Here is a 22,625-nt window from a genome sequence, read left to right as displayed (position 1 = left end):
GCAGTTCAGCGGGCTGTAGGAGCACTGCCTGTCAATACTCAGAGCCCTCAGCCCGTGGACGGTGGCCAGCATGTCGACAGTGAGGTCACGGTGTAGGCGGCCTTGGCGACGCACTCGACCATTCGTTCATGGTGCCGCGGCGCTCCTGGGCAGCGGTTTCCTCTGCTTCGGCGACCAGAGCCTCGTGCTCGGCCCTCAGGTGCTCGAAGACGGTCACAAGATGGGCCGTCGCGTCGGGCAAGCGGTCGTCCTCGGTCGCAAGATGCTCGGTCATCGGCGCCCTCTCAATCGACGCCGCGAACAAAGGCCGCGCGGTCGCGTGCGGTGACGCGCCGGTCGGTCGCGTCTCCGCGTACAACGGTGCCGACTTCTCCTGGACACGGGCGACAACCCCCGCCCGTCCCCACAACTACCGCCCCTGCCGAGTCACGGAACGTCACAGATCAAGGAGAAGTACAACGGCTTCTGAGCTGAGGACGAAACCTTGCCATCCCGAACCCCCACCCACCCACCCGCAGGGGCGCACCGGCCCAGGCACTTTCAGCCCGTCCGGCGTTTGAGGACGAGGCCCGGAGGGCCGATGGCGGGGGCCGGGGGCGCAGCCCCCAGCGGGGTCGAAGGGGCGGAGCCCCTGGGGATGGGACGGGTAGGGGCGGCGGGGCGAGGAAAGGCCCCGCGGCGGGGCGGGGCTGGGTCAGTCGGCCAGGTGGCGTTCCACCGTTTCGACCTTGGACGTGAGTCCATCCGTCACGCCGGGACGGAGGTCCGCCTTGAGGACGAGGGAGACCCGAGGCGCCCGCGCCTCGACCGCGGCCACGGCCCGCTTGACCACGTCCATCACCTCGTCCCACTCCCCCTCGACGGACGTGAACATCGCATCGGTGCGGTTGGGCAGCCCGGACTCCCGGACCACCCGGACGGCGTCGGCGACGTACTCCCCCACGTCCTCGCCGACACCCAGCGGAGTCACGGAGAATGCGACGATCATGCGTTGACGATCCCTTCCTTACGGGCCCGCGTGGCGATGACCGCGTCCTCGGCCTCGCGCTTGAGCCGGCGGTCGGCGAAGAACCCACCGGTCGGCAGCACGGAGAGCACGAAGTAGAGCGCGGCGGTCTTCAGCGGCCACTTGGCCCGGTTCCACGCGTCCGCCCAGAAGATCACGTAGAGGATGAAGAGGACGCCGTGGACCGCACCCATCACGGGCACCGCGTTGAAGTCCGTGGTCCGCTTCAGCACCGAGCAGACGAGCAGCAGCAGGAACGACACCGCCTCGGGGGCCGAGACGAGGCGGAGGCGGCGGAGGGCGGTGGCGGTCTTGATGTCCACGGGTCACCTTCGTTGGTTCGGGGGCTTCGGGGTATCGCGGATTCCGAGGGTGAGACCTCGGTCGCTCGGTCGAGCTTGTGAACGCAAGCACAAACGCTCGTCCATTGTGGCAAACACCGGGGCGTGGGTCGGCCTCGGGGTGGCGTCAGGGGTGAAGTCCACCCTCAGGATCTGTTGGCGCCGGGCACCGCCGGTTACCTTCGCTGCGTGGCGATGTTCCGACTGCAAGGCAGCAAGGTCCTCGCCGTCGACATGACCGGGGATGCCGTGAAGGCGAAGAACGGCTCGATGGTCGCGTACGACGGGCAGATGGCCTTCAAGAAGATGAGCGGTGGCGGCGAGGGCCTGCGGGGCATGGTGACCCGGCGGCTCACCGGCGAGCAGATGACGGTGATGGAGGTGAAGGGGCATGGCACGTGCTGGTTCGCGGACCTGGCCTCCGAGATCAACCTGGTGAACCTCCAGGGCGACAAGCTGTACGTCGAGTCGAGCAATCTGCTCGCCACGGACGCGGGGCTGCGGACCGGCACGTCCTTCACGGGGATGCGGGGAGCCTCGCAGGGCAACGGGCTGTTCACGACGACCGTCGAGGGGCACGGGCAGGTGGCGATCATGTCGGATGGGCCGGCGGTCGTGCTGCGGGTCAGTTCGCAGTATCCGTTGACCGTCGACCCTGGGGCCTATGTGGCCCATCAGGGGAATCTGCGGCAGTCCTTCCAGTCCGGTGTGACGTTCCGCACGCTCATGGGCGAGGGTGGCGGCGAGGCCTTCCAGATCCGGTTCGAGGGGGACGGGCTGGTGTACGTACAGCCGAGCGAGCGGAACACGATCGCGGGGGACGTGTGAGATGGGCTTCCGTGAGGTCAACTCCAAGATGGTCGAGGCCGTGGTCGTGCCCGGGCAGCGGCTGTTCAGTCAGCGCGGGGCGATGCTCGCCTACAAGGGCGAGGTGTCCTTCACCCCGAACATGGCCGGTGGCCAGGGCGGGATCATGTCGATGATCGGGCGCCGCGTGGCGAACGAGGACACCCCGCTGATGAGCGTCGAGGGCAGTGGGACCGTGCTCTTCGGGCACGGCGGGCACCACGTCCAGGTGATCAACCTCTCCGGGGACACCCTGTGCGTCGAGGCGGACCGTCTCCTCGCCTTCGAGGGCACCCTCCAGCAGGGCACGATGTTCCTCGGCTCGCAGGGCGGGGTCATGGGCATGGTGCGCGGGCAGATCAGCGGGCAGGGGCTGTTCACGACGACCCTGAAGGGGCACGGGGCCGTGGCCGTCATGGCGCACGGCGGCGTCTTCGAGATCCCGATCACCCCGCAGCGCCCGGTCCATGTGGACCCCCAGGCCTACGTCGCCCACCACGGCGACGTGCGCAACAAGCTGTCCACGGCGCTGGGCTGGCGGGACATGGTGGGCCGGGGCTCCGGCGAGGCCTTCCAGCTGGAGCTCAGCGGAAGCGGTGCGGTGTACGTACAGGCGTCGGAGGAGAAGCTGTGAGCCCCTACGGAACCCCCGGCGGCTTCGGAACCCCGGCCGGCCCCACGGTCTTCGACCCGGCGACACTGCCCTCGGACGACAACGTCAACGCCTACACCTTCTGCGTGGAGCTCAAGGGGAGCCAGTGGTTCCTGCAGAAGGGGAAGATGATCGCCTACTACGGCTCGATGGAGTTCAACGGCGTCGGGCACGGCCGACTCGACCGACTTGTCCGTACGTCCTTTCATTCGCCTCTGCACGCGAGCGACTGGGTCGTGGCGGAGGGCTCGGGGAAGATGCTGCTGGCCGACCGGGCCTTCGACGTCAATTCGTACGACCTCGACGACGGCAACCTGACCATTCGCTCCGGCAACCTGCTTGCTTTTCAGCCAACTCTCGCACTCAAGCAATCGATCGTGCCGGGTTTTCTGACACTGATCGGAACCGGAAAGTTCGTGGCCGCATCTAACGGGCCGGTGGTGTTCATGGAACCCCCGATCCGGGTGGACCCGCAGGCGCTCGTCGGCTGGGCCGACTGCCCGTCGCCGTGCCACCACTACGACCACGGCTACATGACCGGCGTGATGGGCGGTCTACGTGCACTGACAGGCCTCGGCGGGGCCTCCGGAGAGGAGCATCAGTTCGAGTTCGTCGGAGCGGGTACGGTCCTGCTCCAGTCGACCGAGACCCTGATGGCCGAGCAGGCCACGGGGGCCGTTCCGTCGGGGGCCGGAGTACCGGGTGCCGGCGGGACGCACACAAGCCCTTCACAGACGGCCGGTACACAGCGCCTTCCCGGACAGCTCGGAGACCTCCAGCGTCGCTTCGGGCTGTGAGCGGTAGTCTGCGGAGTGTGACATCGAACGTGTGCGCACACAGGGATGTCACAGAAAACCCTCGCTAGTTCGCCTTTCAACTTTTTAGGTAGACTTCATTCATGGAGACCGAGACGGCCACCCACTGGCTGACCGATGCGGAGCAGTGCGCCTGGCGCACCCACCTGGAGGTCAACAGGCTCTTGACGTACCAGCTCGAGAAGGACCTGCAGCCGTTCGGCCTGACAATGAACGACTACGAGATCCTGGTGAACCTCTCCGAGTCGGAGGACGTACGGATGCGGATGAGCGACCTCGCGTCCGCCACCCTCCAGTCCAAGAGCCGCCTGTCCCACCAGATCACCCGGATGGAGAACGCGAACCTGGTCCGGCGTGAGAACTGCGAGTCCGACCGCCGCGGACTGTACGCCGTCCTCACCGAGCACGGCATGGAGACCATGCAGAAGGTCGCGCCGCACCATGTGGCGTCGGTGCGCAGGCACTTCATCGACCTGCTGTCCCCCGACTCCCTGACGGAGCTCGACAAGGCCCTCAAGCCCATCGCCGAGCACCTGCGCGGCCAGCGGGGACGCCCGTGACCAGGGGCCCCCGGCTCTAGCGAGCCTGCGGCAGGCGGAGTTCGAACAGGGCTCCGCCCGCCGGCGCCCGGCCCACGGTGAGCGTGCCCCCGTGCCGTACGGCGACGTCGCGGGCGATGGCCAGGCCCAGCCCGGCACCGCCGTCGTCGCGGCTGCGGGCCTCGTCCAGCCGGACGAACCGCTCGAAGATCCGCTCCCGGTCCGCCTCGGCCACCCCGTCCCCGTCGTCGGCGACGGCCACGACGGCCCACTCCCCCTGCCGTTGGACGGTCACGGTGACCGCCGAGCGCGCGTGCCGTCCGGCGTTGTCCAGCAGGTTGGTGAGCACCCGCCCGACCTGCGCCCGTGACCCGGCCACCGCCACGGCCTCCGCGTCCACCGTCACACCCGCCCGCCCCTCGGTCTGTTCGCGAGCCAGGGCGCCGAGGTCGAACCGCGTGTCGCCGGGCCGCTCCCCCGCGTCCAGGCGGGCGAGCAGCAGCAGGTCGGAGGCGAGGTCCTGGAGTCGTACGGTGTCCTGCACGGCGCCGTCGAGGTCGAGCAGCTCGGGGTGCGCGGTGCCCACCTCCAACTGGGTGCGCAGGGACGCGATCGGGCTGCGCAGCTCGTGCGAGGCGTCCGCGACGAACCTGCGCTGGCGTTCCACCGAGGTCTGCAGGGCGGCCAGCGTCTCGTTCGTGGTCAGCGCGAGACGGGCGACCTCGTCGTGGGTGTCCGGCACCGGTACGCGACGCGCAAGGTCCTCGGACGCGGTGATCGCCGCCATCTCGGTGCGGATCCCCTCGACCGGGCGCAGAGCGCGCCGGGTGACCAGCCAGGTGACGCCCGCGACGACGCCGAGCAGCAGCGGGAAGCCGATCAGCAGGACCGTCAACGCCGTCCTGACGGCGCTCTGTTCGGCGGAGAGGGGCGCGCCCGCGTACACGGTCAGCTGCCCCCGGCCCTCGACCTCGACATGGACCTTGGCGAAGCGGTAGTCGTCGGTCTCGCCGTCGAGCGTGGCGGTGCCGTTCGTGAAGCTGGTGTGTTCGCTGATCTCGCCCGGTTCGAGGGCTTCGCCGGCCGAGTCGTCGTCGGTGTCGTCGTCGGGGTCCTCACCGCTGTCGGCCGTACCGGGCGAGGTCCGCGGCTGTGGCCGCACCGCGTCGGTGCCCGTGCCGCTGATCCGTTCCAGGTCCTCGCTGGCCGCGAGCAGGTTCCCCTGCTCGTCGAGGACCTGGACGGGTTCGTCGTTGTCCACCGACAGCGGTTCGTCCGGACGCTTGAGGGCGATGTCCGTGGCCACGGCCCGAGCGGTGTGTTCCGCCTCCGTGCCGGCCTGCCCGACCAGGTTGGACCGCAGCGACAGCAGTACGGCGGCCCCGGCCGCGACCAGCGCCACGGCGACGACGAGGGTGGCGGCCAGCGTCGCCCGGGACCGCACCGAACCGAAGAGCCGGCGGCTCACGGCGACGCCTCCAACCGGTACCCGGCCCCCCGGACCGTCCGGATCAGCCCGGCCCGCAGCTTGCGCCGCAGGGTGCTGACGTACACCTCGACGATGTTCGGGTCGCCCTCGTACGCGAAGTCCCAGACGTGCTCCAGGATCTCCGCCTTGGACACCACCTCGCCGGCCCGCACCACGAGCTGCTCCAGGACCGCGAACTCCTTGGCGGTGAGGACCGCTTCGGTGTCGCCGAGGAAGACGCGGCGGGCGGCGGTGTCGACCTTCAGATCCCCGTGGACGTGCACGGGCGAGGCCCCGGCGCCCTGTCCTCCGCGCCGCAGCAGCGCCTTGACGCGGGCGACGAGGACGACGTACGAGAACGGCTTGGTCAGGTAGTCGTCGGCGCCGGTGTCCAGCCCCTCGGCCTCGTCGTACTCGCCGTCCTTGGCGGTCAGCATCAGGATCGGCACGTCGTGTCCGGCGGCGCGCAGGGCGGCGCAGACGCGGTAGCCGTTCATGCCGGGCAGCATGATGTCGAGGATCACGAGGTCGTACGACCCCTCCGAGGCCCGGTACAGCCCCTCCCTGCCGTCATGGACGACGTCCACGGCGTATCCCTCGGCCGTCAGCCCTTTGGCGAGCGACAGGGCCAGCCGCTTTTCGTCCTCCACGATCAACAGGCGCATGCGTACAGCCTGGCAAAGCGAAGCTGAAGATCTCTTCAGGGGGCTTCAGGTTCCTCTCAGCGTCGATTCGGCAGATTGGTCTGCGTCGAAACGAAGTCATACGAAACGACGTAGACGTGATCACCCGGGAGGGAACCCCATGAAGCGCAACATCGTCATCGCCACCGTAGCCGCCGCTGCCCTGATCGGAGGCGGCACCGTCGCGGCCTACGCGGTCGGTGGCGACGACAGCGCGCCCGCCCAGCGGCAGTCGAACGTGCGGGTCGCCGACGACGACCGGGACGACGCGGCCGAGGACAAGGCGGAGGACAAGGCGGACGACAAGGCGGACGACAAGGCGGACGACCGGAACGACGACGACCGTACGGCGGTCACCGGTACCCGCGTCACCGCCGCCGACGCGATCGCCGCCGCCCTCCAGCACACGCCGGGCACCGCCGTCTCCGCCGACCTGGACGACGACGGCTCCCACGCCTGGGAGGTGAACGTCGTCAAGGGCGACGGCACCGACTACGACGTCCGTGTCTCCGCGGACGACGGCAAGGTCCTCGGCGCCCAGCGCGACGACGATGACGACAACGACGGCCGCGAGGACCTCGCCGCCCTCAAGGGCGCGAGCGTCGACGCCGGCGAGGCCGCCCGGGCGGCGTCGGCGAAGGGCACCGTCACCGACGTCGACCTGGACGACGATGGCCCCGCGGCCTGGAGCGTCGACACCACCAAGGGCGAGTGGAAGGTCGACCTCAAGACGGGCAAGGTCACGCAGGACCACGACGACCGCGACGGCGACGACGACTGACCCGCACGGACCGCACCGCACTCCCGTCCCCCGCCCCGGCCCGGGGCGCCGCCCGTCACGGGTGGTGCCCCGGGCCGGCGCCGTGACCGAGGCCGACCCGAACGGTCACGACGCCCCGGCGCGGGTGGCACCCCACGCCACGGCCAGGGCCACGAGCAGTGTCGCCGCGCCGGTCGCCGCGAAGCACCACCCCGTCGGCAGCCGTCCGACCAGTAACCCGGCGGCCGCGGTGCCTGCCGTACTCCCGGCGTTGACCGCCGTGTTCACCCAGGCCCCTGCCCGGACCCGGGTCTCGGGTCCGGTGGCCTCGTCGGCGACGAGATACGCGGTGGTGATGGCAGGGGCCACGAAGAACCCGGCGATCACCATGGCTGTGGCGAGCGTGCCGAGCCCCGACGCCAGCCCCGCGCCGAGCATCGCCAGCCCCAGGCCGAGGGCCGGCAGGGCCAGCCGCGGCCCTGCCGGAATCCGCCAGGCGACGGCCCCGTTGACGAGCCCTCCGACGGCGCTGCCGGCCGACAGCGCGGCCAGCACCCAGGCCGCGCTCCCACCGCCGTGACCCCGCTCCTCGGTGAACGCCACCACCAGCAGCTCGACGGCGCCGAGCGCGAGCCCCACGGCGACGGCGGCGATCACGGGCCGCCGGATCCCGCTGAGCACCCGAGTCCGGCCCCGGCCGCGCGCTTTCGTCCTCGTGTCGCCGGGCGCCAGGTCCCGCACCGCGGGCGAGGACACGAACCCGGCCGTCCCGGCCGCGATGAGCACCGCCCCGACGACGATCCCGAGGGCGGGCGGAGCGAACCCGACGACCACGCCGACCAGCAACGGGCCCGAGACGAAGAGCAGTTCCTCGGCGACGGCGTCCAGGCTGTAGGCACGCCGCACCAGTGCCCGGTCGCCGGCGACCCTCCCCCACACGGCCCGCATCGTCGGCCCCAGCGGGGGCGTACAGGCGCCGGCGGCGGCGCTCACCACGCCCAGCACGAGCGGCGAGGCAGCCTGAGGGCGCCACACGGCCACGGTCAGCGACCCGAGCAACGCGGTGTAGGCCGCGGCCATCGGCACGAGCGCCCGGCGCGGCCCGTACCGGTCGATCAGCGCCGCCCGCGCGGGCGACAGGAAGACGCTGGTAGCGGAGAACAGCGCCATGACGACGCCGGCCACCGCGTACGACCCGGAGGCCCGGGTCACCGCGAGCATCAGGGACAGCGGGGCGACACCGTAGGACAGCCTGCCGAGCAGGGCGGCGGCGAAGGTGCGACGGGCATGGGGGATCCGGAGAACGGCGGCATACGAAGGCCGCGCCACTGATGTGGAGGACACGGGGATTCCTCGACTCGAGGCGGAAAGGGGACGCCGAAGCGCCACGCCGGTCACGACCGAGCGGCCGTGCACCGTACGTGGGCGAGGCGTGCCTTACGCCAAGAGGAGGTGCATGCGGGTCAACCTAGCAGCGCGACACCGGAGTCGACCAAGCCCTCAGGCCTGAGTGAGCCCCGCCACCAGCTCGTCCGCCGCCCGGTAGGGATCGAGCTCCCCGGCGACGATCTTCTCCGCCAACGCACCGAGGCGGCGGTCGCCGTGCAGGTCCGCGATCCGCTCCCGCAGGGCGGTGACGGCGATGGTCTCCACCTCGCGGGCGGCGCGGGCGCGGCGGCGTTCGGCGAGGACTCCGCGCTCCTCCATCCAGGCCCGGTGCTTCTCCAGGGCCTCCAGGACCTCGTCGACGCCCTCGCCGCGCGCGGCGACCGTCTTGACGATCGGGGGGCGCCAGTCGCCGGGGCCGCGGGACTCGCCGAGGCCGAGCATGTGGTTGAGCTCGCGGGCGGTGGCGTCGGCGCCGTCGCGGTCGGCCTTGTTGACGACGTAGAGGTCGCCGATCTCCAGGATGCCCGCCTTCGCGGCCTGGATGCCGTCGCCCATGCCCGGGGCGAGCAGCACCACGCTGGTGTCCGCCTGCGAGGCGATCTCCACCTCCGACTGGCCGACGCCCACCGTCTCGACGAGGATCACGTCGCAGCCCGCCGCGTCCAGGACGCGGATCGCCTGCGGGGCGGCCCAGGCGAGACCGCCGAGGTGGCCGCGCGTGGCCATCGAGCGGATGTAGACGCCGGGGTCGGAGGCGTGGTCGGACATCCGGACCCGGTCGCCGAGGAGGGCGCCGCCCGAGAACGGCGAGGACGGGTCGACGGCCAGGACGCCGACCCGCTTGCCCTGCTTGCGGTACGCCGTCACCAGGGCCGAGGTCGAGGTGGACTTGCCGACACCCGGCGAGCCCGTCAGCCCGACCACGTACGCGTTGCCCGTCAGCGGCGCCAGTGCCGCCATGACCTCCCGCAGCTGCGGGGACGCCCCCTCCACCAGGGAGATCAGCCGGGCCACGGCCCGCGGCCGGCCTTCCCTGGCCTGGGCCACCAGGGTGGAGACGTCCTGCATCACAGCTCCGTTCACGAAAGAGGTCCTACGGGTCCTGCCAGGAGAACTCAGCCCTTGGGTACCCGCACGATCAGCGCGTCACCCTGACCGCCGCCGCCGCACAGCGCGGCCGCGCCGACGCCGCCGCCGCGCCGCTTGAGCTCCAGGGCCAGGTGCAGGACGAGCCGCGCACCCGACATACCGATCGGGTGACCCAGGGCGATGGCTCCGCCGTTGACGTTCACCCTTTCCGGGGACACTCCGAGGTCCTTCATTGACTGCACCGCGACCGCGGCGAAGGCCTCGTTGATCTCGATCAGGTCGAGGTCGGAGACCTCCAGGCCCTCCTTCTTCAGGGCGTGGGCGATGGCGTTGGACGGCTGGGACTGCAGGCTGTTGTCCGGGCCCGCGACATTGCCGTGGGCGCCGATCTCGGCGATCCAGTCCAGGCCGAGCTCCTGCGCCTTGGCCTTGCTCATGACGACGACCGCGGCGGCGCCGTCCGAGATCTGGGAGGCCGAACCCGCCGTGATCGTGCCGTCCTTGGCGAACGCCGGGCGCAGCTTGCCCAGCGACTCCGCGGTGGTCTCCGCGCGGATGCCCTCGTCCTTGCTGAAGACGACGGGCTCGCCCTTGCGCTGCGGGATCTCGATCGGGGTGATCTCGGCCTCGAAGATGCCGTTCTTCTGGGCGGCGGCCGCGCGCTGGTGGGACTGGGCGGCGATCTCGTCCTGCTCCGGACGGCGGATGCCGAGGCGGGTGTTGTGCTTCTCCGTGGACTCGCCCATGGCGATGCCCTCGAAGGAGTCGGTCAGCCCGTCGTACGCCATCGCGTCGAGCATCTCGATCGCGCCGTACTTGAAGCCCTCGCGGGACTTCGGCAGCAAGTGCGGGGCGTTGGTCATGGACTCCTGGCCGCCCGCGACGATCACGTCGAACTCGCCCGCGCGGATCAGCTGGTCCGCGAGCGCGATGGCGTCGAGGCCGGACAGACACACCTTGTTGACGGTGAGCGCCGGGACGTTCATCGGGATGCCGGCCTTGACCGCGGCCTGGCGCGCCGGGATCTGGCCCGCGCCGGCCTGCAGCACCTGGCCCATGATCACGTACTGCACCTGGTCGCCACCGATCCCCGCACGGTCGAGGGCGGCCTTGATCGCGAAGCCGCCGAGGTCGGCTCCGGAGAAGGACTTCAGCGAGCCCAGCAACCGTCCCATGGGCGTACGGGCGCCCGCGACGATCACCGAGGTCGTGCTGTTCGATCCAGACATGAGCTGCGATCCCCTTACCGGCTGCACTGCCGAGGAGTGAACGAGGGTTTACTTCGAATGTACTGAGTGGCACTCCGTGCCGTCACCGGGCCGTCGGTGTGATCGCGCGCACGTTGCGTAACCCCTTCCGGGGCGCTGCACTGAATTCCATGCTGACGCGAATCGACCACATCGGGATCGCCTGTTTCGACCTCGACAAGACCGTGGAGTTCTACCGGGCCACGTACGGCTTCGAGGTGTTCCACTCCGAGGTCAACGACGAGCAGGGCGTCCGCGAGGCCATGCTCAAGATCAACGACACCTCCGACGGCGGCGCCTCCTACCTGCAGCTTCTCGAGCCCACACGCCCGGACTCCACCGTGGCGAAGTGGCTCGACAAGAACGGCGAGGGCGTCCACCACATCGCTTTCGGTACGGCGGACGTGGACGGCGACGCCGCCGACATCAAGGACAAGGGCGTACGCGTTCTGTACGAAGAGCCCCGACGCGGCTCCATGGGGTCACGAATCACCTTCCTGCACCCGAAGGATTGCCATGGCGTACTGACAGAACTGGTCACTTCGGCGCCTGTTGAGTCACCTGAGCACTGACCCCCGTACATATGGGCCGGTAGGGTTGGGGGCGGTCGCCGCTCAGTCCAGGGTGACCCGGCCCCTCCGTCAAAGGTGGGACCGTTTCCGGGGTCCGGGTTTCGGGGGACGAGGGTGGGGCAACAGCCCGTGCTCCGCCGTTGATCTGACACCATTCCCCGGGGGCCCCGTTCGGCGGATGGACGGTGCTCGTATGGAGAGACTTGCGACCAGGGGACGGATGGGACCGCGCAGTGCGGGGCTACGAACGCCAGGAGCGAGAGCCGGCGGCTGACGTCGACCACCTCTCTCGGTTCGAGGCCGAGATGGATCGGCTGAAGACCGAGCGGGAGAAGGCGATCCAGCACGCCGAGGACCTCGGCTACCAGGTCGAGGTGCTGCGCGCCAAGCTGCACGAGGCGCGGCGGACCATCATGTCCCGACCCGCCTTCGACGGCGGCGACATCGGCTATCAGGCCGAGCAGCTGTTGCGGAACGCGCAGGTCCAGGCGGACCAGCTGCGCCAGGAGGCCGAGCGCGAGCTCAGCCAGGCCCGGGCGCAGACCCAGCGGATCCTCCAGGAGCACGCCGAGCAGGCCGCCCGGCTCCAGGCCGAGCTGCACCAGGAGGCGGTGACCCGCCGCCAGCAGCTGGACCAGGAGCTGGCCGAGCGCCGCCAGACCGTCGAGTCGCACGTCAACGAGAACGTGGCGTGGGCGGAGCAGCTGCGCGCCCGCACCGAGCAGCAGGCCCGCCGGCTCCTCGACGAGTCGCGCACCGAGGCCGAGCAGGCCATGGCGACCGCGCGCGCCGAGGCCGAGCGGCTCACCGGCGAGGCCCGCCAGCGCCTCACCAGCGCGGCCGAGGAGGCCCGCGCGGAGGCCGAGCAGATCCTGCGCCGCGCGCGTACGGACGCCGAGCGGCTGCTGAACGCCGCCTCGACGCAGGCCCAGGAGGCCACCGACCACGCCGAGCAGCTGCGCAGCTCCACGGCGACCGAGTCGGACGCGGCCCGCCGGCAGGCCACCGAGCTCAGCCGGGCCGCCGAGCAGCGCATGGCGGAGGCCGAGGAGGCGCTGCGCAAGGCGCAGTCCGAGGCCGAGAAGCTGGTCGCCGAGGCGAAGACGGCCGCCGAGAAGGCGCTCTCCAGCGCCGAGTCGGCCAACGAGCAGCGCACGCGTACGGCGAAGGAGCAGGTCGCCCGGCTGGTCAGCGAGGCCACCAAGGAGGCCGAGAGCACCAAGGCGGACGCCGAGCAGGTCGTCGCGGACGCCCGCGCCGAGGCCGAGAAGATCGTCGCCGAGGCCGCCGAGAAGGCCCGCACGATCACCGCCGAGGAGAGCGCGACCCAGCTGTCCAAGGCGGCCAAGACCGCCGAGGACGTCCTCAACAAGGCGCAGGAGGACGCGCAGAACACCACCAAGGCGGCGGCCGAGGAGGCCGAGCGGATCCGTACGGAGGCCGAGGCCGAGGCGGACCGGCTGCGCTCCGAGGCGCATGACATCGCCGAGCAGCTCAAGGGTGCGGCGAAGGACGACACCAAGGAGTACCGCGCCAAGACGGTCGAGCTGCAGGAGGAGGCCCGTCGGCTGCGGGGCGAGGCCGAGCAGCTGCGCTCCGAGGCGGTCGCCGAGGGCGAGAAGATCCGCGCGGAGGCCCGCAAGGAGGCCGTCCAGCAGATCGAGGAGGCGGCCAAGACCGCCGAGGAGCTGCTGTCCAAGGCCAGGCAGGACGCGGACGAGCTGCGTCAGAAGGCCACGACGGACAGCGAGAAGGTCCGTACCGAGGCCATCGAGCGGGCGACGACGCTGCGCCGGCAGGCCGAGGAGACCCTGCAGCGCACCCGTCAGGAGGCCGAGCGGCACCGCGAGGAGGTCGTCGAGCAGGCCGAGGGCATCAGGTCCGACGCCGAGCGGGCCGCGCGGGAGCTGCACGAGGAGACCGAGCGGGCCATAGAGGCCCGCCGCAGCGAGGCCGCCGAGGAGCTGACGCGGCTCCAGAGCGAGGCCGAGCAGCGGCTCGCGGCGGCCGAGCAGGCGCTGACCGACGCCCGCGAGGAGGCCGCGCGGATCCGGCGTGAGGCGGCCGAGGAGACCGACCGGCTGCGCACCGAGTCCGCCGAGCGGATCCGTACGCTCCAGCAGCAGGCCGAGGAGGAGGCCGACCGGCTGCGCGACGAGGCCGCGTCGGACGCGTCCGCGTCCCGTGCCGAGGGCGAGGCCGTCGCCGTACGCCTCAGGTCGGAGGCCGCGGCCGAGGCCGAGCGGCTGAAGTCGGAGGCGCAGGACACCGCGGACCGCGTGCGCGCAGAGGCGCAGGCGGCCGCCGAACGGCTCGCCACGGAGGCGTCCGAGACGCTGGCCGCCGCCCAGGAGGAGGCCGCCCGGCGCCGCCGCGAGGCCGAGGAGACCCTCGGTTCCGCCCGCCAGGAGGCCGACCAGGAGCGCGAGCGGGCCCGCGAGCAGAGCGAGGAGCTGCTGGCCTCCGCCCGCAAGCGGGTGGAGGAGGCGCAGACCGAGGCGGTGCGCCTGGTCGAGGAGGCCGACCGGCGCGCCACCGAGATGGTGTCGGCGGCCGAGCAGCACGCCCAGCAGGTCCGCGACTCCGTCGCCGGGCTGCACGAGCAGGCCCAGGAGGAGATCGCCGGGCTGCGCAGCGCCGCCGAGCACGCGGCGGACCGTACCCGCCGGGAGGCGCAGGAGGAGGCGGACCGGGTCCGCTCGGACGCCTATGCCGAGCGGGAGCGGGCCAGCGAGGACGCGGGCCGCATCCGGCGCGAGGCGAACGAGGAGTCCGAGGCCGCCAAGTCCCTCGCCGAGCGGACGGTCGGGGAGGCCATCGCGGAGGCGGAGCGGCTGCGGTCGGACGCCGCCGAGCACGCCCAGCGGGTGCGTACGGAGGCCTCCGACGCCATCGCCGAGGCCGACCAGGCCGCCTCGCGCACCCGGGCGGACGCCCGCGAGGACGCCAACCGGATCCGGTCGGACGCGGCGACGCAGGCCGACACCCTCATCACCGAGGCGCGTTCGGAGGCCGAGCGGCTCCAGTCGGAGACGATCGCGGAGGCCGACCGGGTGCGCACCGACGCGCTCGCCAAGGCCGAGAAGCTGGTCGGGGACGCCACGTCGGAGGCGGAGCGGCTGCGCGCCGAGGCCGCGGAGACGGTGGGGTCGGCCCAGCAGCACGCCGAGCGGGTCCGCGGCGACTCCGAGCGCGTCAAGGCCGAGGCGGCCGCGGAGGCGGAGCGGCTGGTCAACGCGGCGCGCGAGGAGGCCGAGCGCACCCTGGAAGAGGCCCGCAAGGACGCCGGCAAGCGACGCCAGGACGTGGCCGAGCAGGTCGACAAGCTCATCACGGAGACCACGGCCGAGGCGGACAAGCTGCTGACCGAGGCGCAGGCGCAGGCGCACAAGACGACCGCGGACGCCGAGGCGCAGGCCGACACCATGGTGGGCGCGGCCCGCAAGGAGGCCGACCGGCTGGTCTCCGAGGCGACGGTCGAGGGCAACTCGATGGTGGAGAAGGCCCGTACGGACGCGGACGAGCTGCTCGTCGGCGCCCGCCGGGACGCCACCTCGATCAGGGAGCGCGCGGAGGAGCTGCGCGACCGCATCACGACCGAGATCGAGGAGCTGCACGAGCGGGCCCGCCGTGAGTCGGCCGAGACGATGAAGTCGGCCGGCGACCGCTGCGACGCGCTCATCAAGGCCGCCGAGGAGCAGTTGGCCAAGGCCCAGGCGAAGGCGAAGGAGCTGGTCTCGGAGGCCAACTCCGAGGCGGGCAAGGTCCGTATCGCCGCCGTGAAGAAGGCCGAGGGGCTGCTGAAGGAGGCCGAGCAGAAGCGGTCCACGCTGATCCGGGAGGCCGAGGAGCTCAAGGCCGAGGCGATCCGCGAGGCGCGGCGCACGGTCGAGGAGGGCAAGCGCGAGCTGGAGGTCCTGGTCCGGCGTCGCGAGGACATCAACGCCGAGATCTCCCGTGTCCAGGACGTCCTGGAGGCGTTGGAGTCCTTCGAGGCGCCGTCCGCCGCGAAGGACGGCGGGGTCAAGGCGGGTGCGACGGTGGGAGCACCTCGATCGGGTGGCAAGTCGTCAGACGGCTAGCGGAGCGTGCGCGTTCGGGTGTCTCCTGGGGCCTTTGACCAAGTTTTTGGCAAGCCGTCCGACGGTTAGCCACTCAAAAGGGGTCTCATTCTCCAGATCAAACACGTATCCGCTCGATGACACACCGCTTCGGCCCCTAGGATTCCACTTATCACCTCACCGGTCTCATTCGACAGGAACCCCATGAGCGACACTTCCCCCTACGGCTTCGAGCTTGTGCGGCGTGGGTACGACCGCGCTCAGGTGGACGAACGGATCTCCAAGCTCGTCTCCGACCGTGACAGCGCTCTCGCCCGCATCACCGCTCTGGAAAAGCGCATCGAGGAGCTCCACCTCGAGACGCAGAACGCCCAGGCCGCCGTGACCGACGCAGAGCCGTCGTACGCGGGTCTCGGCGCGCGTGTCGAGAAGATCCTCCGCCTCGCCGAGGAAGAGGCCAAGGATCTGCGCGAGGAGGCCCGCCGCGCCGCCGAGCAGCACCGCGAGCTCGCCGAGTCGGCGGCCCAGCAGGTCCGCAACGACGCAGAATCGTTCGCTGCGGAGCGCAAGGCCAAGGCCGAGGACGAAGGCGTCCGGATCGTCGAGAAGGCCAAGAGCGACGCTTCCCAGCTGCGTGCCGAGGCGCAGAAGGACGCGCAGTCCAAGCGCGAGGAGGCGGACGCCCTCTTCGAGGAGACCCGTGCGAAGGCCGCGCAGGCCGCCGCCGACTTCGAGACGAACCTCGCCAAGCGCCGCGAGCAGTCGGAGCGCGACCTGGCGTCCCGTCAGCAGAAGGCGGAGAAGCGTCTCGCGGAGATCGAGCACCGCGCGGAGCAGCTGCGTCTGGAGGCGGAGAAGCTGCGCACCGACGCCGAGCGCCGGGCCCGCCAGACGGTGGAGACGGCCCAGCGTCAGGCCGAGGACATCGTGGCGGACGCCAACGCCAAGGCCGACCGTATCCGTTCGGAATCCGAGCGCGAGCTCGCGGCGCTCACCAACCGCCGCGACAGCATCAACGCTCAGCTGACGAACGTCCGCGAGATGCTGGCGACGCTCACGGGCGCCGCGGTGGCCGCCGCCGGCACCCCGGCCGAGGACGAGCCGATCTCCCGTGGGGTTCCCGCCCAGCAGACCCGGTAACGATCCGGCACACGTCTGCTGAATTTTGGCAAAGCCCTCTGCCACTGGGGTGGCAGAGGGCTTTGTCCCGTTTTAGCGTGGGCGGCATGATCGAGCTCGAGGGGCTGACCAAGCGGTACGGCGAGAAGGTGGCGGTCAACAACCTCACCTTCACCGTGAGACCGGGCATCGTCACCGGCTTTCTCGGCCCCAACGGCGCCGGGAAGTCCACCACGATGCGGATGATCCTCGGCCTCGACCACCCCACCGCAGGCCAGGTCCGTATCGACGGCAAGCGCTACGACCAGCTCAAGGACCCGCTCACCTGTATCGGCGCGCTGCTGGAGGCCAAGGCCTGGCACGGCGGGCGCAGTGCGTTCAACCATCTGCTGTGCCTCGCGCAGAGCAACGGCATCGCGACGAACCGGGTGCGCGAGGTGTTGGAGACGGTCGGGCTGACGGCGGTCGCGAAGAAGAAGACCAAGGGCTTCTCGATGGGCATGGGCCAGCGGCTCGGCATCGCGGGCGCGCTGCTCGGCGATCCACGGATCCTGATGTTCGACGAGCCGGTCAACGGCCTCGACCCCGAGGGCATCCACTGGATCCGGAACCTGATGAAATCGCTGGCCGCACAGGGGCGGACGGTGTTCGTCTCCTCCCATCTGATGAGCGAGATGGCCCTGACCGCCGACCACCTGGTGGTCATCGGGCAGGGGCGGCTGCTCGCCGACACGTCCATGGCCGACTTCATCGAGCGGAACTCGCGGTCGTACGTCCGGATCCGCACCCCGCAGCGGGAGCTGCTGCTCGACGTCCTGCACACGGCCGGGATCTCGGCGGTTCAGACCGGGGACGGGGCGCTGGAGGTGGACGGCAGCAAGGCCGAGCAGATCGGTGAGCTGGCGGCGCGGCACGGGGTCGTGCTGCACGAGCTGAGCCCGCAACAGGCCTCCCTGGAGGAGGCGTTCATGCAGCTGACGGCGGAGTCGGTGGAGTACCACGCGCACGCCGACGGCCTGCCCCCCGAACAGCGGGGGCTTCAGCAACAGCAGCAGCCGTGGGGCAGCGAGTGGAGGAGGAGCTGAGCATGGCAGCCACCCAGGTCGTCCGCTCCGAATGGACCAAGATCCGGTCCGTGGCCTCCACCGTGTGGACGCTGTCCCTCGCCGTGGTGGTCACGATCGCCCTCGGGATGCTGATCTCGGGCCTGTCGAACCACGAGTTCGACAACATGAGCGAGCGGGACCGGATCTCCTTCGATCCGACGTTCATCAGCTTCGCCGGGATGAGCCTCGGTCAGCTCGCGCTGATCGTGTTCGGGGTGCTCGTGGTGTCGAACGAGTACAGCACCGGCATGATCCGCACCTCCCTGGCCGCCGTGCCGCAGCGCGGGACGTTCCTGGCCAGCAAGATCGCGGTGGCGACCGGCCTCGCGCTCGTCGTCGGCCTGGCCACCAGCTTCGTCACCTTCTTCCTGGGGCAGGCGATGCTCGGCGACCACCGGGCCGAGATCGGCGACCCCGGGGTGCTGCGGGCGGTGATCGGCGGCGGGCTGTACATGACCCTCATCGCGATGTTCTCGATGGGCGTCGCCGCGATGCTGCGCTCGCCGATGCTGTCGCTGGGCATCCTGATGCCGTTCTTCTTCCTGGTCTCCAACATCCTCGGCAACGTCTCGGCGACCGAGAAGATCGGCCGCTATCTGCCCGACCAGGCCGGCAGCAGGATCATGCAGGTGGTCACCCCGGTCGACGACGACAAGCCGTACGGCCCCTGGGGCGGCCTCGGGATCATGGTGCTGTGGGTGATCGCGGCGCTGCTCGGGGGTTACCTCACGCTCAGGAAGCGGGACGCCTAGGGGGTGCTTCGGAGGTCCCGTGCGGTGCCCGCGCCCGCCACGGCAGCGGCTGGTGTCGCAGCCGGTGCGTGCCGTCGGCGCGCCGGACGAAGGCCCTCGTACTGGACGTACCTGGGCCTTTGGCCGGTGCGGCGAGGGTGCGTGCCGGGCCCCGCGGGTGCTGTGCGGGACGTTCGAAACACCCCCTAGCGGGGCGTGGGGGCAGGGCGTGGGGCGCTGGAGAGCCGTGGACGCGCGAAGTTTTACCTGCCCTTGAGTGGAACCGTCAGCGCCTAGGTATCCTCCTAACCCTTACGGGGGGCGTGTGCCCCGCTGTCCTGATCCTTTCGATGGGTGCGGAGCATGATCGAAGCAGTCGGCCTGACCAAGCGCTACGGCGACAAGACCGCTGTGTACAACTTGTCCTTCCAGGTGCGGCCCGGTTCCGTCACCGGCTTCCTGGGCCCCAACGGCTCGGGCAAGTCGACGACGATGCGGATGATCCTCGGCTTGGACAACCCGACCGCGGGGCGCGTCACGATCGGCGGCTACCCGTACCGCAAGCTGCCCAACGCCCCCCGCCAGGTCGGCGCCCTGCTGGACGCCAAGGCCGTGCACGGCGGCCGGGCCGCCCGCAACCACCTGCTGTCCCTCGCCCAGCTGTCCGGCATCCCGGCCCGGCGCGTGGACGAGGTGCTGGGCGTGGTCGGCCTCCAGGACGTGGCAAGCAAGCGCTCCAAGGGCTTCTCGCTCGGCATGGGCCAGCGGCTCGGCATCGCCGCCGCGCTGCTCGGCGACCCGCAGGTGCTGCTGTTCGACGAGCCGGTCAACGGCCTCGACCCCGAGGGCATCCTCTGGGTGCGCAACCTGATGAAGTCGCTGGCCGCCGAGGGCCGTACCGTCTTCGTCTCCTCGCACCTCATGAGCGAGATGGCGCTGACCGCCGACCACCTGATCGTGATCGGGCGCGGCCAGCTGCTCGCCGACATGAGCGTCAAGGACTTCATCGCGGCCAACTCCGCGGGCTTCGCCCGGGTCCGTACGCCCGACACCGAGCCGCAGCTGCGCGAGAAGCTGTCCGCGGCGCTGACCGAGGCGGGCGGGCATGTGCTGCCCGAGCAGGACGGCGCACTGCGGGTGACCGGGCTGCCGCTGCCCCGGATCAGCGACCTCGCGCACGACACGGACGTACGGCTGTGGGAGCTGTCGCCGCACCAGGCCTCGCTGGAGGAGGCGTACATGCGGATGACGCAGGGCGCGGTCGACTACCGCTCGACGATCGACCAGAAGGCAGGGCTGATGCAGCAGTTGCCGCCGGGTGCACAGCCGCCGATGCCGGTGCCGGGGCAGGGCCAGCCCGGCTGGTACGCCCCGCCGCCGCCCCAGCAGGGCGGGCAGCCGCTCGCCGCGCCGCAGGATCAGCCGGGGCCGTACGGCGGTCCTGGCGCTCCCGCCGCGGCGCCGGGGGCGGACGCGCCCAACCCGTACGCCCAGCAGGCGCCCCAGGCGCCCCAGGCACCGGCTCAGCCCCCTGCCGCACCGCCGCAGGCCCCGGCCCAGCCGCCCGCCGAGCCCGCCCCCTCCGCCCCTGCCGCCCTGACCAAGCCCGAGGACGCCCGATGAGCACGCCCCAGCCCCCGATGCCGCAGACCGCCGCACCGAACTGGCAGGCGGCGCCCGGCTCCTCGTACCCCACCTACACCTCGCCGATCCCCGTCGTGCGCACGCACCTCGGGCACGCGCTCGCCTCGGAGTGGACGAAGATCCGGTCGGTGCGCTCGACGATGTGGACGCTCGGCGTCTTCGTGCTGCTCGTCGTCGGCATCGGCCTGTCCGTCGCCGCGCTGATCGCCGGCAATGCCTCGGACGGCAGTCTGAGCAAGGAGAACCCGCTGTCGTTCGGGTTCTTCGGGCTGCTGCTCGGCAGCATGTGCATCATCACGCTCGGCGTGCTGACCACCGCCTCGGAGTACGGCACCGGCATGATCCGGACCACGATGACGGCGTGCCCGTCCCGTGGCCGGGTGCTGGTGGCGAAGTCGATCGTGTTCTTCGCGGTCGCGTTCGTGGTGACGCTGGCCTCGGTCCTGCTCGTCGCCCTCGCCGACGTGTCCATGCTGGACGCGCGGGAGCCCAGCGGCCAGGAGTGGCTGAAGGGCACGCTCGGCATCTCGCTCTACATCGCGCTGCTCGGCCTGCTCTCGCTGGTCGTCGGCTCGATCATCCGGCACTCGGCGGGCGCGATCACGATCATGATCGGTGTGCTGCTGGCCCCGCTGGTCATCGCGCTGTTCATGTTCTCGGACTCCCTGCGCGACCTGCAGGAAGCCCTGTTCCAGTACTCGATCCCGAGCCAGCTCGGCGTCTTCTACTCCCAGTCCCTCACCGACTCCGGCCCGACTGGCTGGGACCCTCTGTGGATCATGCTCGGCGTCACCGCGGCCGCCTTCGCCGGCGCCTACGCCCTCCTGGAGCAGCGGGACGTCTGACCTGACCTCCCCTGGCGCCTCGGCGCCTCACGGGACCGCCGACCCCTAGAACTTCGGCGCGTTACGGGACCGCTGCACCCGCGTGGTGCGGCGGTCCTTGGCGTTCCAGCAGGCCTTGTGCCAGTGGCGGCGGTCGTCGACGCCGGCGTGGGCCGGCCAGGCGACGACGTGCGGGACGCCGTCCGGGATCAGTTGGTCGCAGCCGGGGCAGCGGTATGCCTTGCCCTGGGCGCTCGCGCCCGCCACATGCCGTACGTTCCACTCCTCGCCCTCCCAGCTCTCCGTGGACTGCCAGCCGCCGTAGCGGCCGGAGCGGTCGTCCTCGGCGCTGTGTCCGGACGAGCCGGCTCCCTTGGGTCGGTTACGACGCGGGGACACGGAACACCTCTCGGGGCTATACAGGATGCAGGGGCCGTGTCCAGCCTACGCGGCGCGGACAGGGGTAGCCGTACGGCACCAACCCCCACAAGTCCCCCACGCCGACGATCGATTCTGCAGACAATCCGCAAATCTCTTCGCCAGGCCGTGTCCTCGGCACGTGTCAGACGGTTATGCCGGGTGGGGGAGCTCCGCGTCGGAGCCAAGGAAGCAGGAAAAGGCAATGCACGTAGGTAGTTTCGTGTTGGCGGCCCGGTTCCCGGGACAGGGCGAGGGGGAGGCACTGCACCGCGCGGTGCGCTCCGCCGAGGTCGCCGAGGAAGCGGGGCTCGACACGGCCTGGATCGCCGAGCACCACTTCGTGCCGTACGGCACCTGTCCGTCCGCGATCACCCTGGCCGCCTTACTGCTCGGCCGCACCCGCCGGCTGAGGGTCGGCACGGCGGTCAGCGTGCTGCCCACCGCCCACCCGGTGGCTCTCGGCGAGCAGGCCGCGCTGCTGCACATCACCTCCGGCGGACGGTTCTCGCTGGGCGTGGGACGCGGCGGGCCGTGGGTCGACCTGGAGGTGTTCGGCTCGGGTCTCAAGGCCTACGAGGAGGGCTTCCCCGAATCACTCGATCTGTTGCTGCGCTGGCTGCGCGAGCCGTCGGTCGCCTCGGCGGGCGAGCAGTTCGACTTCCGCGAGGTCCCCGTCGTGCCCAGGCCGTCGGAGTGCCTCACCGACGCCGAGGGCCCCGAGGTCGTCGTGGCGTGTACGTCACCGAAGAGCGTGCGGCTGGCGGCCGAGCGCGGGCTGCCGATGCTGCTCGGCATGCATGTGGGCGACGAGGAGAAGGCCGAGATGGTCGCCCTGTGGCGGGAGCACGCCCGCGCGGCCGGGCGACCGGCCGACGAGATCCGGGGCGCGGCCCATGTGTCGGCCGGCGTCTGTCAGATCGCGGACCGGCGCACGGACGCGGTGGAGACGCTGACGAAGGCGATGCCGGGCTGGCTGCGGCAGGGCCTGGAGGCCCATGTCACGGTGGACGGCCGCCATCGCGCGATGCGCGACCCGCTGGCGTACACCGAACTGCTCTGCGGACTGCACCCGGTGGGCACCCCGCGCCTCGCCGCCGACCGCCTGGCGGCGACCAGCGAACGGACCGGCATCTCCCGTTTCGCCCTGCTCGTCGAGGGCTCGGGCGACCTGGCGGCGACCGAGGAGAACGTCCGTCGACTGGGCGCCGAAGTGCTGCCGCACCTCGGCTGAAAGGCCCTGTCCCGTCCCACCGTGTCGCCAGGGGGCTTGCCGCCCAGTACTTATTGCACCTCCCGCGTACGGAGCGGCAAGC

General features: G+C 71.1%; 22 protein-coding genes. 13 read left to right on the top strand and 9 right to left on the bottom strand.

Translation table 11 applies throughout. The features are described 5' to 3' along the window. Window positions 1–85: 85 nt before the first annotated feature. The 3 genes from ACFZBP_RS34355 to ACFZBP_RS34345 form a co-directional block, all read right to left on the bottom strand. Window positions 86–274: a hypothetical protein gene (locus tag ACFZBP_RS34355; protein ID WP_391419008.1), complete on the bottom strand. Its 189-nt coding sequence runs from the start codon at window positions 272–274 to the stop codon at window positions 86–88. Window positions 275–694: 420 nt separating this feature from the next. Next, window positions 695–988, bottom strand: a complete 294-nt coding sequence (locus tag ACFZBP_RS34350) for an MTH1187 family thiamine-binding protein (RefSeq protein WP_383451972.1) — start codon at window positions 986–988, stop codon at window positions 695–697. Further along, window positions 985–1,329, bottom strand: a complete 345-nt coding sequence (locus tag ACFZBP_RS34345) for a DUF3817 domain-containing protein (RefSeq protein ID WP_234762220.1) — start codon at window positions 1,327–1,329, stop codon at window positions 985–987. Before ACFZBP_RS34345 ends, ACFZBP_RS34350 begins: the two co-directional genes overlap by 4 nt. A 213-nt stretch (window positions 1,330–1,542) precedes the next feature. Between ACFZBP_RS34345 and ACFZBP_RS34340 the strand changes: the two genes are divergently transcribed. From ACFZBP_RS34340 to ACFZBP_RS34325, 4 genes are all read left to right on the top strand, one after another. Then, window positions 1,543–2,175 carry an AIM24 family protein gene (locus ACFZBP_RS34340; protein WP_391419101.1) on the top strand — a complete coding sequence of 211 codons (633 nt, stop codon included), beginning with the start codon at window positions 1,543–1,545 and terminating at the stop codon, window positions 2,173–2,175. A gap of 1 nt (window position 2,176) precedes the next feature. Next, on the top strand, window positions 2,177–2,827 hold the full coding sequence (locus ACFZBP_RS34335) for an AIM24 family protein (RefSeq protein ID WP_383451970.1): 651 nt from the start codon (window positions 2,177–2,179) through the stop codon (window positions 2,825–2,827). Then, the gene (locus ACFZBP_RS34330) at window positions 2,824–3,642 is read left to right on the top strand and encodes an AIM24 family protein (RefSeq protein WP_391419004.1); all 819 of its coding nucleotides are present in this window, start codon (window positions 2,824–2,826) and stop codon (window positions 3,640–3,642) included. Before ACFZBP_RS34335 ends, ACFZBP_RS34330 begins: the two co-directional genes overlap by 4 nt. Before the next feature lie 101 nt (window positions 3,643–3,743). Further along, the gene (locus tag ACFZBP_RS34325) at window positions 3,744–4,220 is read left to right on the top strand and encodes a MarR family winged helix-turn-helix transcriptional regulator (protein ID WP_234762217.1); all 477 of its coding nucleotides are present in this window, start codon (window positions 3,744–3,746) and stop codon (window positions 4,218–4,220) included. A 16-nt stretch (window positions 4,221–4,236) separates the two neighbouring features. Here the strand turns inward: ACFZBP_RS34325 and ACFZBP_RS34320 are convergent, their stop codons facing one another. Both ACFZBP_RS34320 and ACFZBP_RS34315 read right to left on the bottom strand, forming a co-directional pair. Beyond that, window positions 4,237–5,667, bottom strand: coding sequence for an ATP-binding protein (locus ACFZBP_RS34320; protein ID WP_391419001.1), 1,431 nt, complete (start codon window positions 5,665–5,667; stop codon window positions 4,237–4,239). Continuing rightward, on the bottom strand, window positions 5,664–6,332 hold the full coding sequence (locus tag ACFZBP_RS34315; protein ID WP_383451964.1) for a response regulator transcription factor: 669 nt from the start codon (window positions 6,330–6,332) through the stop codon (window positions 5,664–5,666). The genes ACFZBP_RS34320 and ACFZBP_RS34315 overlap by 4 nt, the downstream gene beginning before the upstream one ends. Window positions 6,333–6,471: 139 nt before the next feature. Here ACFZBP_RS34315 and ACFZBP_RS34310 point away from each other — a divergent pair, with 139 nt between their 5' ends. After that, window positions 6,472–7,131 carry a PepSY domain-containing protein gene (locus ACFZBP_RS34310; RefSeq protein ID WP_391418998.1) on the top strand — a complete coding sequence of 220 codons (660 nt, stop codon included), beginning with the start codon at window positions 6,472–6,474 and terminating at the stop codon, window positions 7,129–7,131. A 105-nt stretch (window positions 7,132–7,236) separates the two neighbouring features. On the opposite strand, the gene ACFZBP_RS34305 is transcribed toward ACFZBP_RS34310, so the two are convergent. The 3 genes from ACFZBP_RS34305 to ACFZBP_RS34295 form a co-directional block, all read right to left on the bottom strand. Beyond that, a complete protein-coding gene (locus ACFZBP_RS34305) occupies window positions 7,237–8,454 on the bottom strand; it encodes an MFS transporter (RefSeq protein ID WP_391418995.1) in 1,218 nt (405 codons plus the stop codon). A 156-nt stretch (window positions 8,455–8,610) separates the two neighbouring features. Next, the gene (gene meaB / locus ACFZBP_RS34300; RefSeq protein WP_391419099.1) at window positions 8,611–9,567 is read right to left on the bottom strand and encodes a methylmalonyl Co-A mutase-associated GTPase MeaB; all 957 of its coding nucleotides are present in this window, start codon (window positions 9,565–9,567) and stop codon (window positions 8,611–8,613) included. Between the two features lie 47 nt (window positions 9,568–9,614). Beyond that, window positions 9,615–10,817 (bottom strand): acetyl-CoA C-acetyltransferase, encoded by a 1,203-nt coding sequence (locus ACFZBP_RS34295; RefSeq protein WP_383451958.1) that lies wholly within the window; start codon window positions 10,815–10,817, stop codon window positions 9,615–9,617. A gap of 149 nt (window positions 10,818–10,966) precedes the next feature. Here ACFZBP_RS34295 and mce point away from each other — a divergent pair, with 149 nt between their 5' ends. The 7 genes from mce (at window position 10,967) to ACFZBP_RS34260 (ending at window position 20,913) form a co-directional block, all read left to right on the top strand. After that, on the top strand, window positions 10,967–11,407 hold the full coding sequence (gene mce, locus ACFZBP_RS34290) for a methylmalonyl-CoA epimerase (protein ID WP_383451956.1): 441 nt from the start codon (window positions 10,967–10,969) through the stop codon (window positions 11,405–11,407). A gap of 233 nt (window positions 11,408–11,640) precedes the next feature. Further along, window positions 11,641–15,489: a polarized growth protein Scy gene (gene scy / locus ACFZBP_RS34285; RefSeq protein WP_391418992.1), complete on the top strand. Its 3,849-nt coding sequence runs from the start codon at window positions 11,641–11,643 to the stop codon at window positions 15,487–15,489. Window positions 15,490–15,672: 183 nt separating this feature from the next. Next, window positions 15,673–16,608 carry a cellulose-binding protein gene (locus ACFZBP_RS34280; RefSeq protein WP_234762210.1) on the top strand — a complete coding sequence of 312 codons (936 nt, stop codon included), beginning with the start codon at window positions 15,673–15,675 and terminating at the stop codon, window positions 16,606–16,608. 86 nt (window positions 16,609–16,694) lie between these two features. Next, window positions 16,695–17,672 (top strand): ATP-binding cassette domain-containing protein, encoded by a 978-nt coding sequence (locus ACFZBP_RS34275; RefSeq protein ID WP_391418989.1) that lies wholly within the window; start codon window positions 16,695–16,697, stop codon window positions 17,670–17,672. A 2-nt stretch (window positions 17,673–17,674) separates the two neighbouring features. Then, window positions 17,675–18,445: an ABC transporter permease gene (locus ACFZBP_RS34270; protein WP_383451949.1), complete on the top strand. Its 771-nt coding sequence runs from the start codon at window positions 17,675–17,677 to the stop codon at window positions 18,443–18,445. 342 nt (window positions 18,446–18,787) lie between these two features. Next, on the top strand, window positions 18,788–20,047 hold the full coding sequence (locus tag ACFZBP_RS34265; protein ID WP_391418986.1) for an ATP-binding cassette domain-containing protein: 1,260 nt from the start codon (window positions 18,788–18,790) through the stop codon (window positions 20,045–20,047). Next, window positions 20,044–20,913 carry an ABC transporter permease gene (locus ACFZBP_RS34260; RefSeq protein WP_383451945.1) on the top strand — a complete coding sequence of 290 codons (870 nt, stop codon included), beginning with the start codon at window positions 20,044–20,046 and terminating at the stop codon, window positions 20,911–20,913. The genes ACFZBP_RS34265 and ACFZBP_RS34260 overlap by 4 nt, the downstream gene beginning before the upstream one ends. A 45-nt stretch (window positions 20,914–20,958) precedes the next feature. On the opposite strand, the gene ACFZBP_RS34255 is transcribed toward ACFZBP_RS34260, so the two are convergent. Beyond that, the gene (locus ACFZBP_RS34255; protein WP_383451943.1) at window positions 20,959–21,291 is read right to left on the bottom strand and encodes an ATP/GTP-binding protein; all 333 of its coding nucleotides are present in this window, start codon (window positions 21,289–21,291) and stop codon (window positions 20,959–20,961) included. 223 nt (window positions 21,292–21,514) lie between these two features. Between ACFZBP_RS34255 and ACFZBP_RS34250 the strand changes: the two genes are divergently transcribed. Then, window positions 21,515–22,543, top strand: a complete 1,029-nt coding sequence (locus tag ACFZBP_RS34250) for an LLM class flavin-dependent oxidoreductase (protein WP_391418983.1) — start codon at window positions 21,515–21,517, stop codon at window positions 22,541–22,543. Window positions 22,544–22,625 lie beyond the last annotated feature (82 nt).

It is taken from the genome of Streptomyces sp. NPDC008086, assembly GCF_042957325.1.
GTDB lineage: Bacteria > Actinomycetota > Actinomycetes > Streptomycetales > Streptomycetaceae > Streptomyces.
The sequence above is the reverse complement of the archived record's forward strand: the minus strand, read 5'-3'. Positions and strand labels throughout refer to the sequence as shown.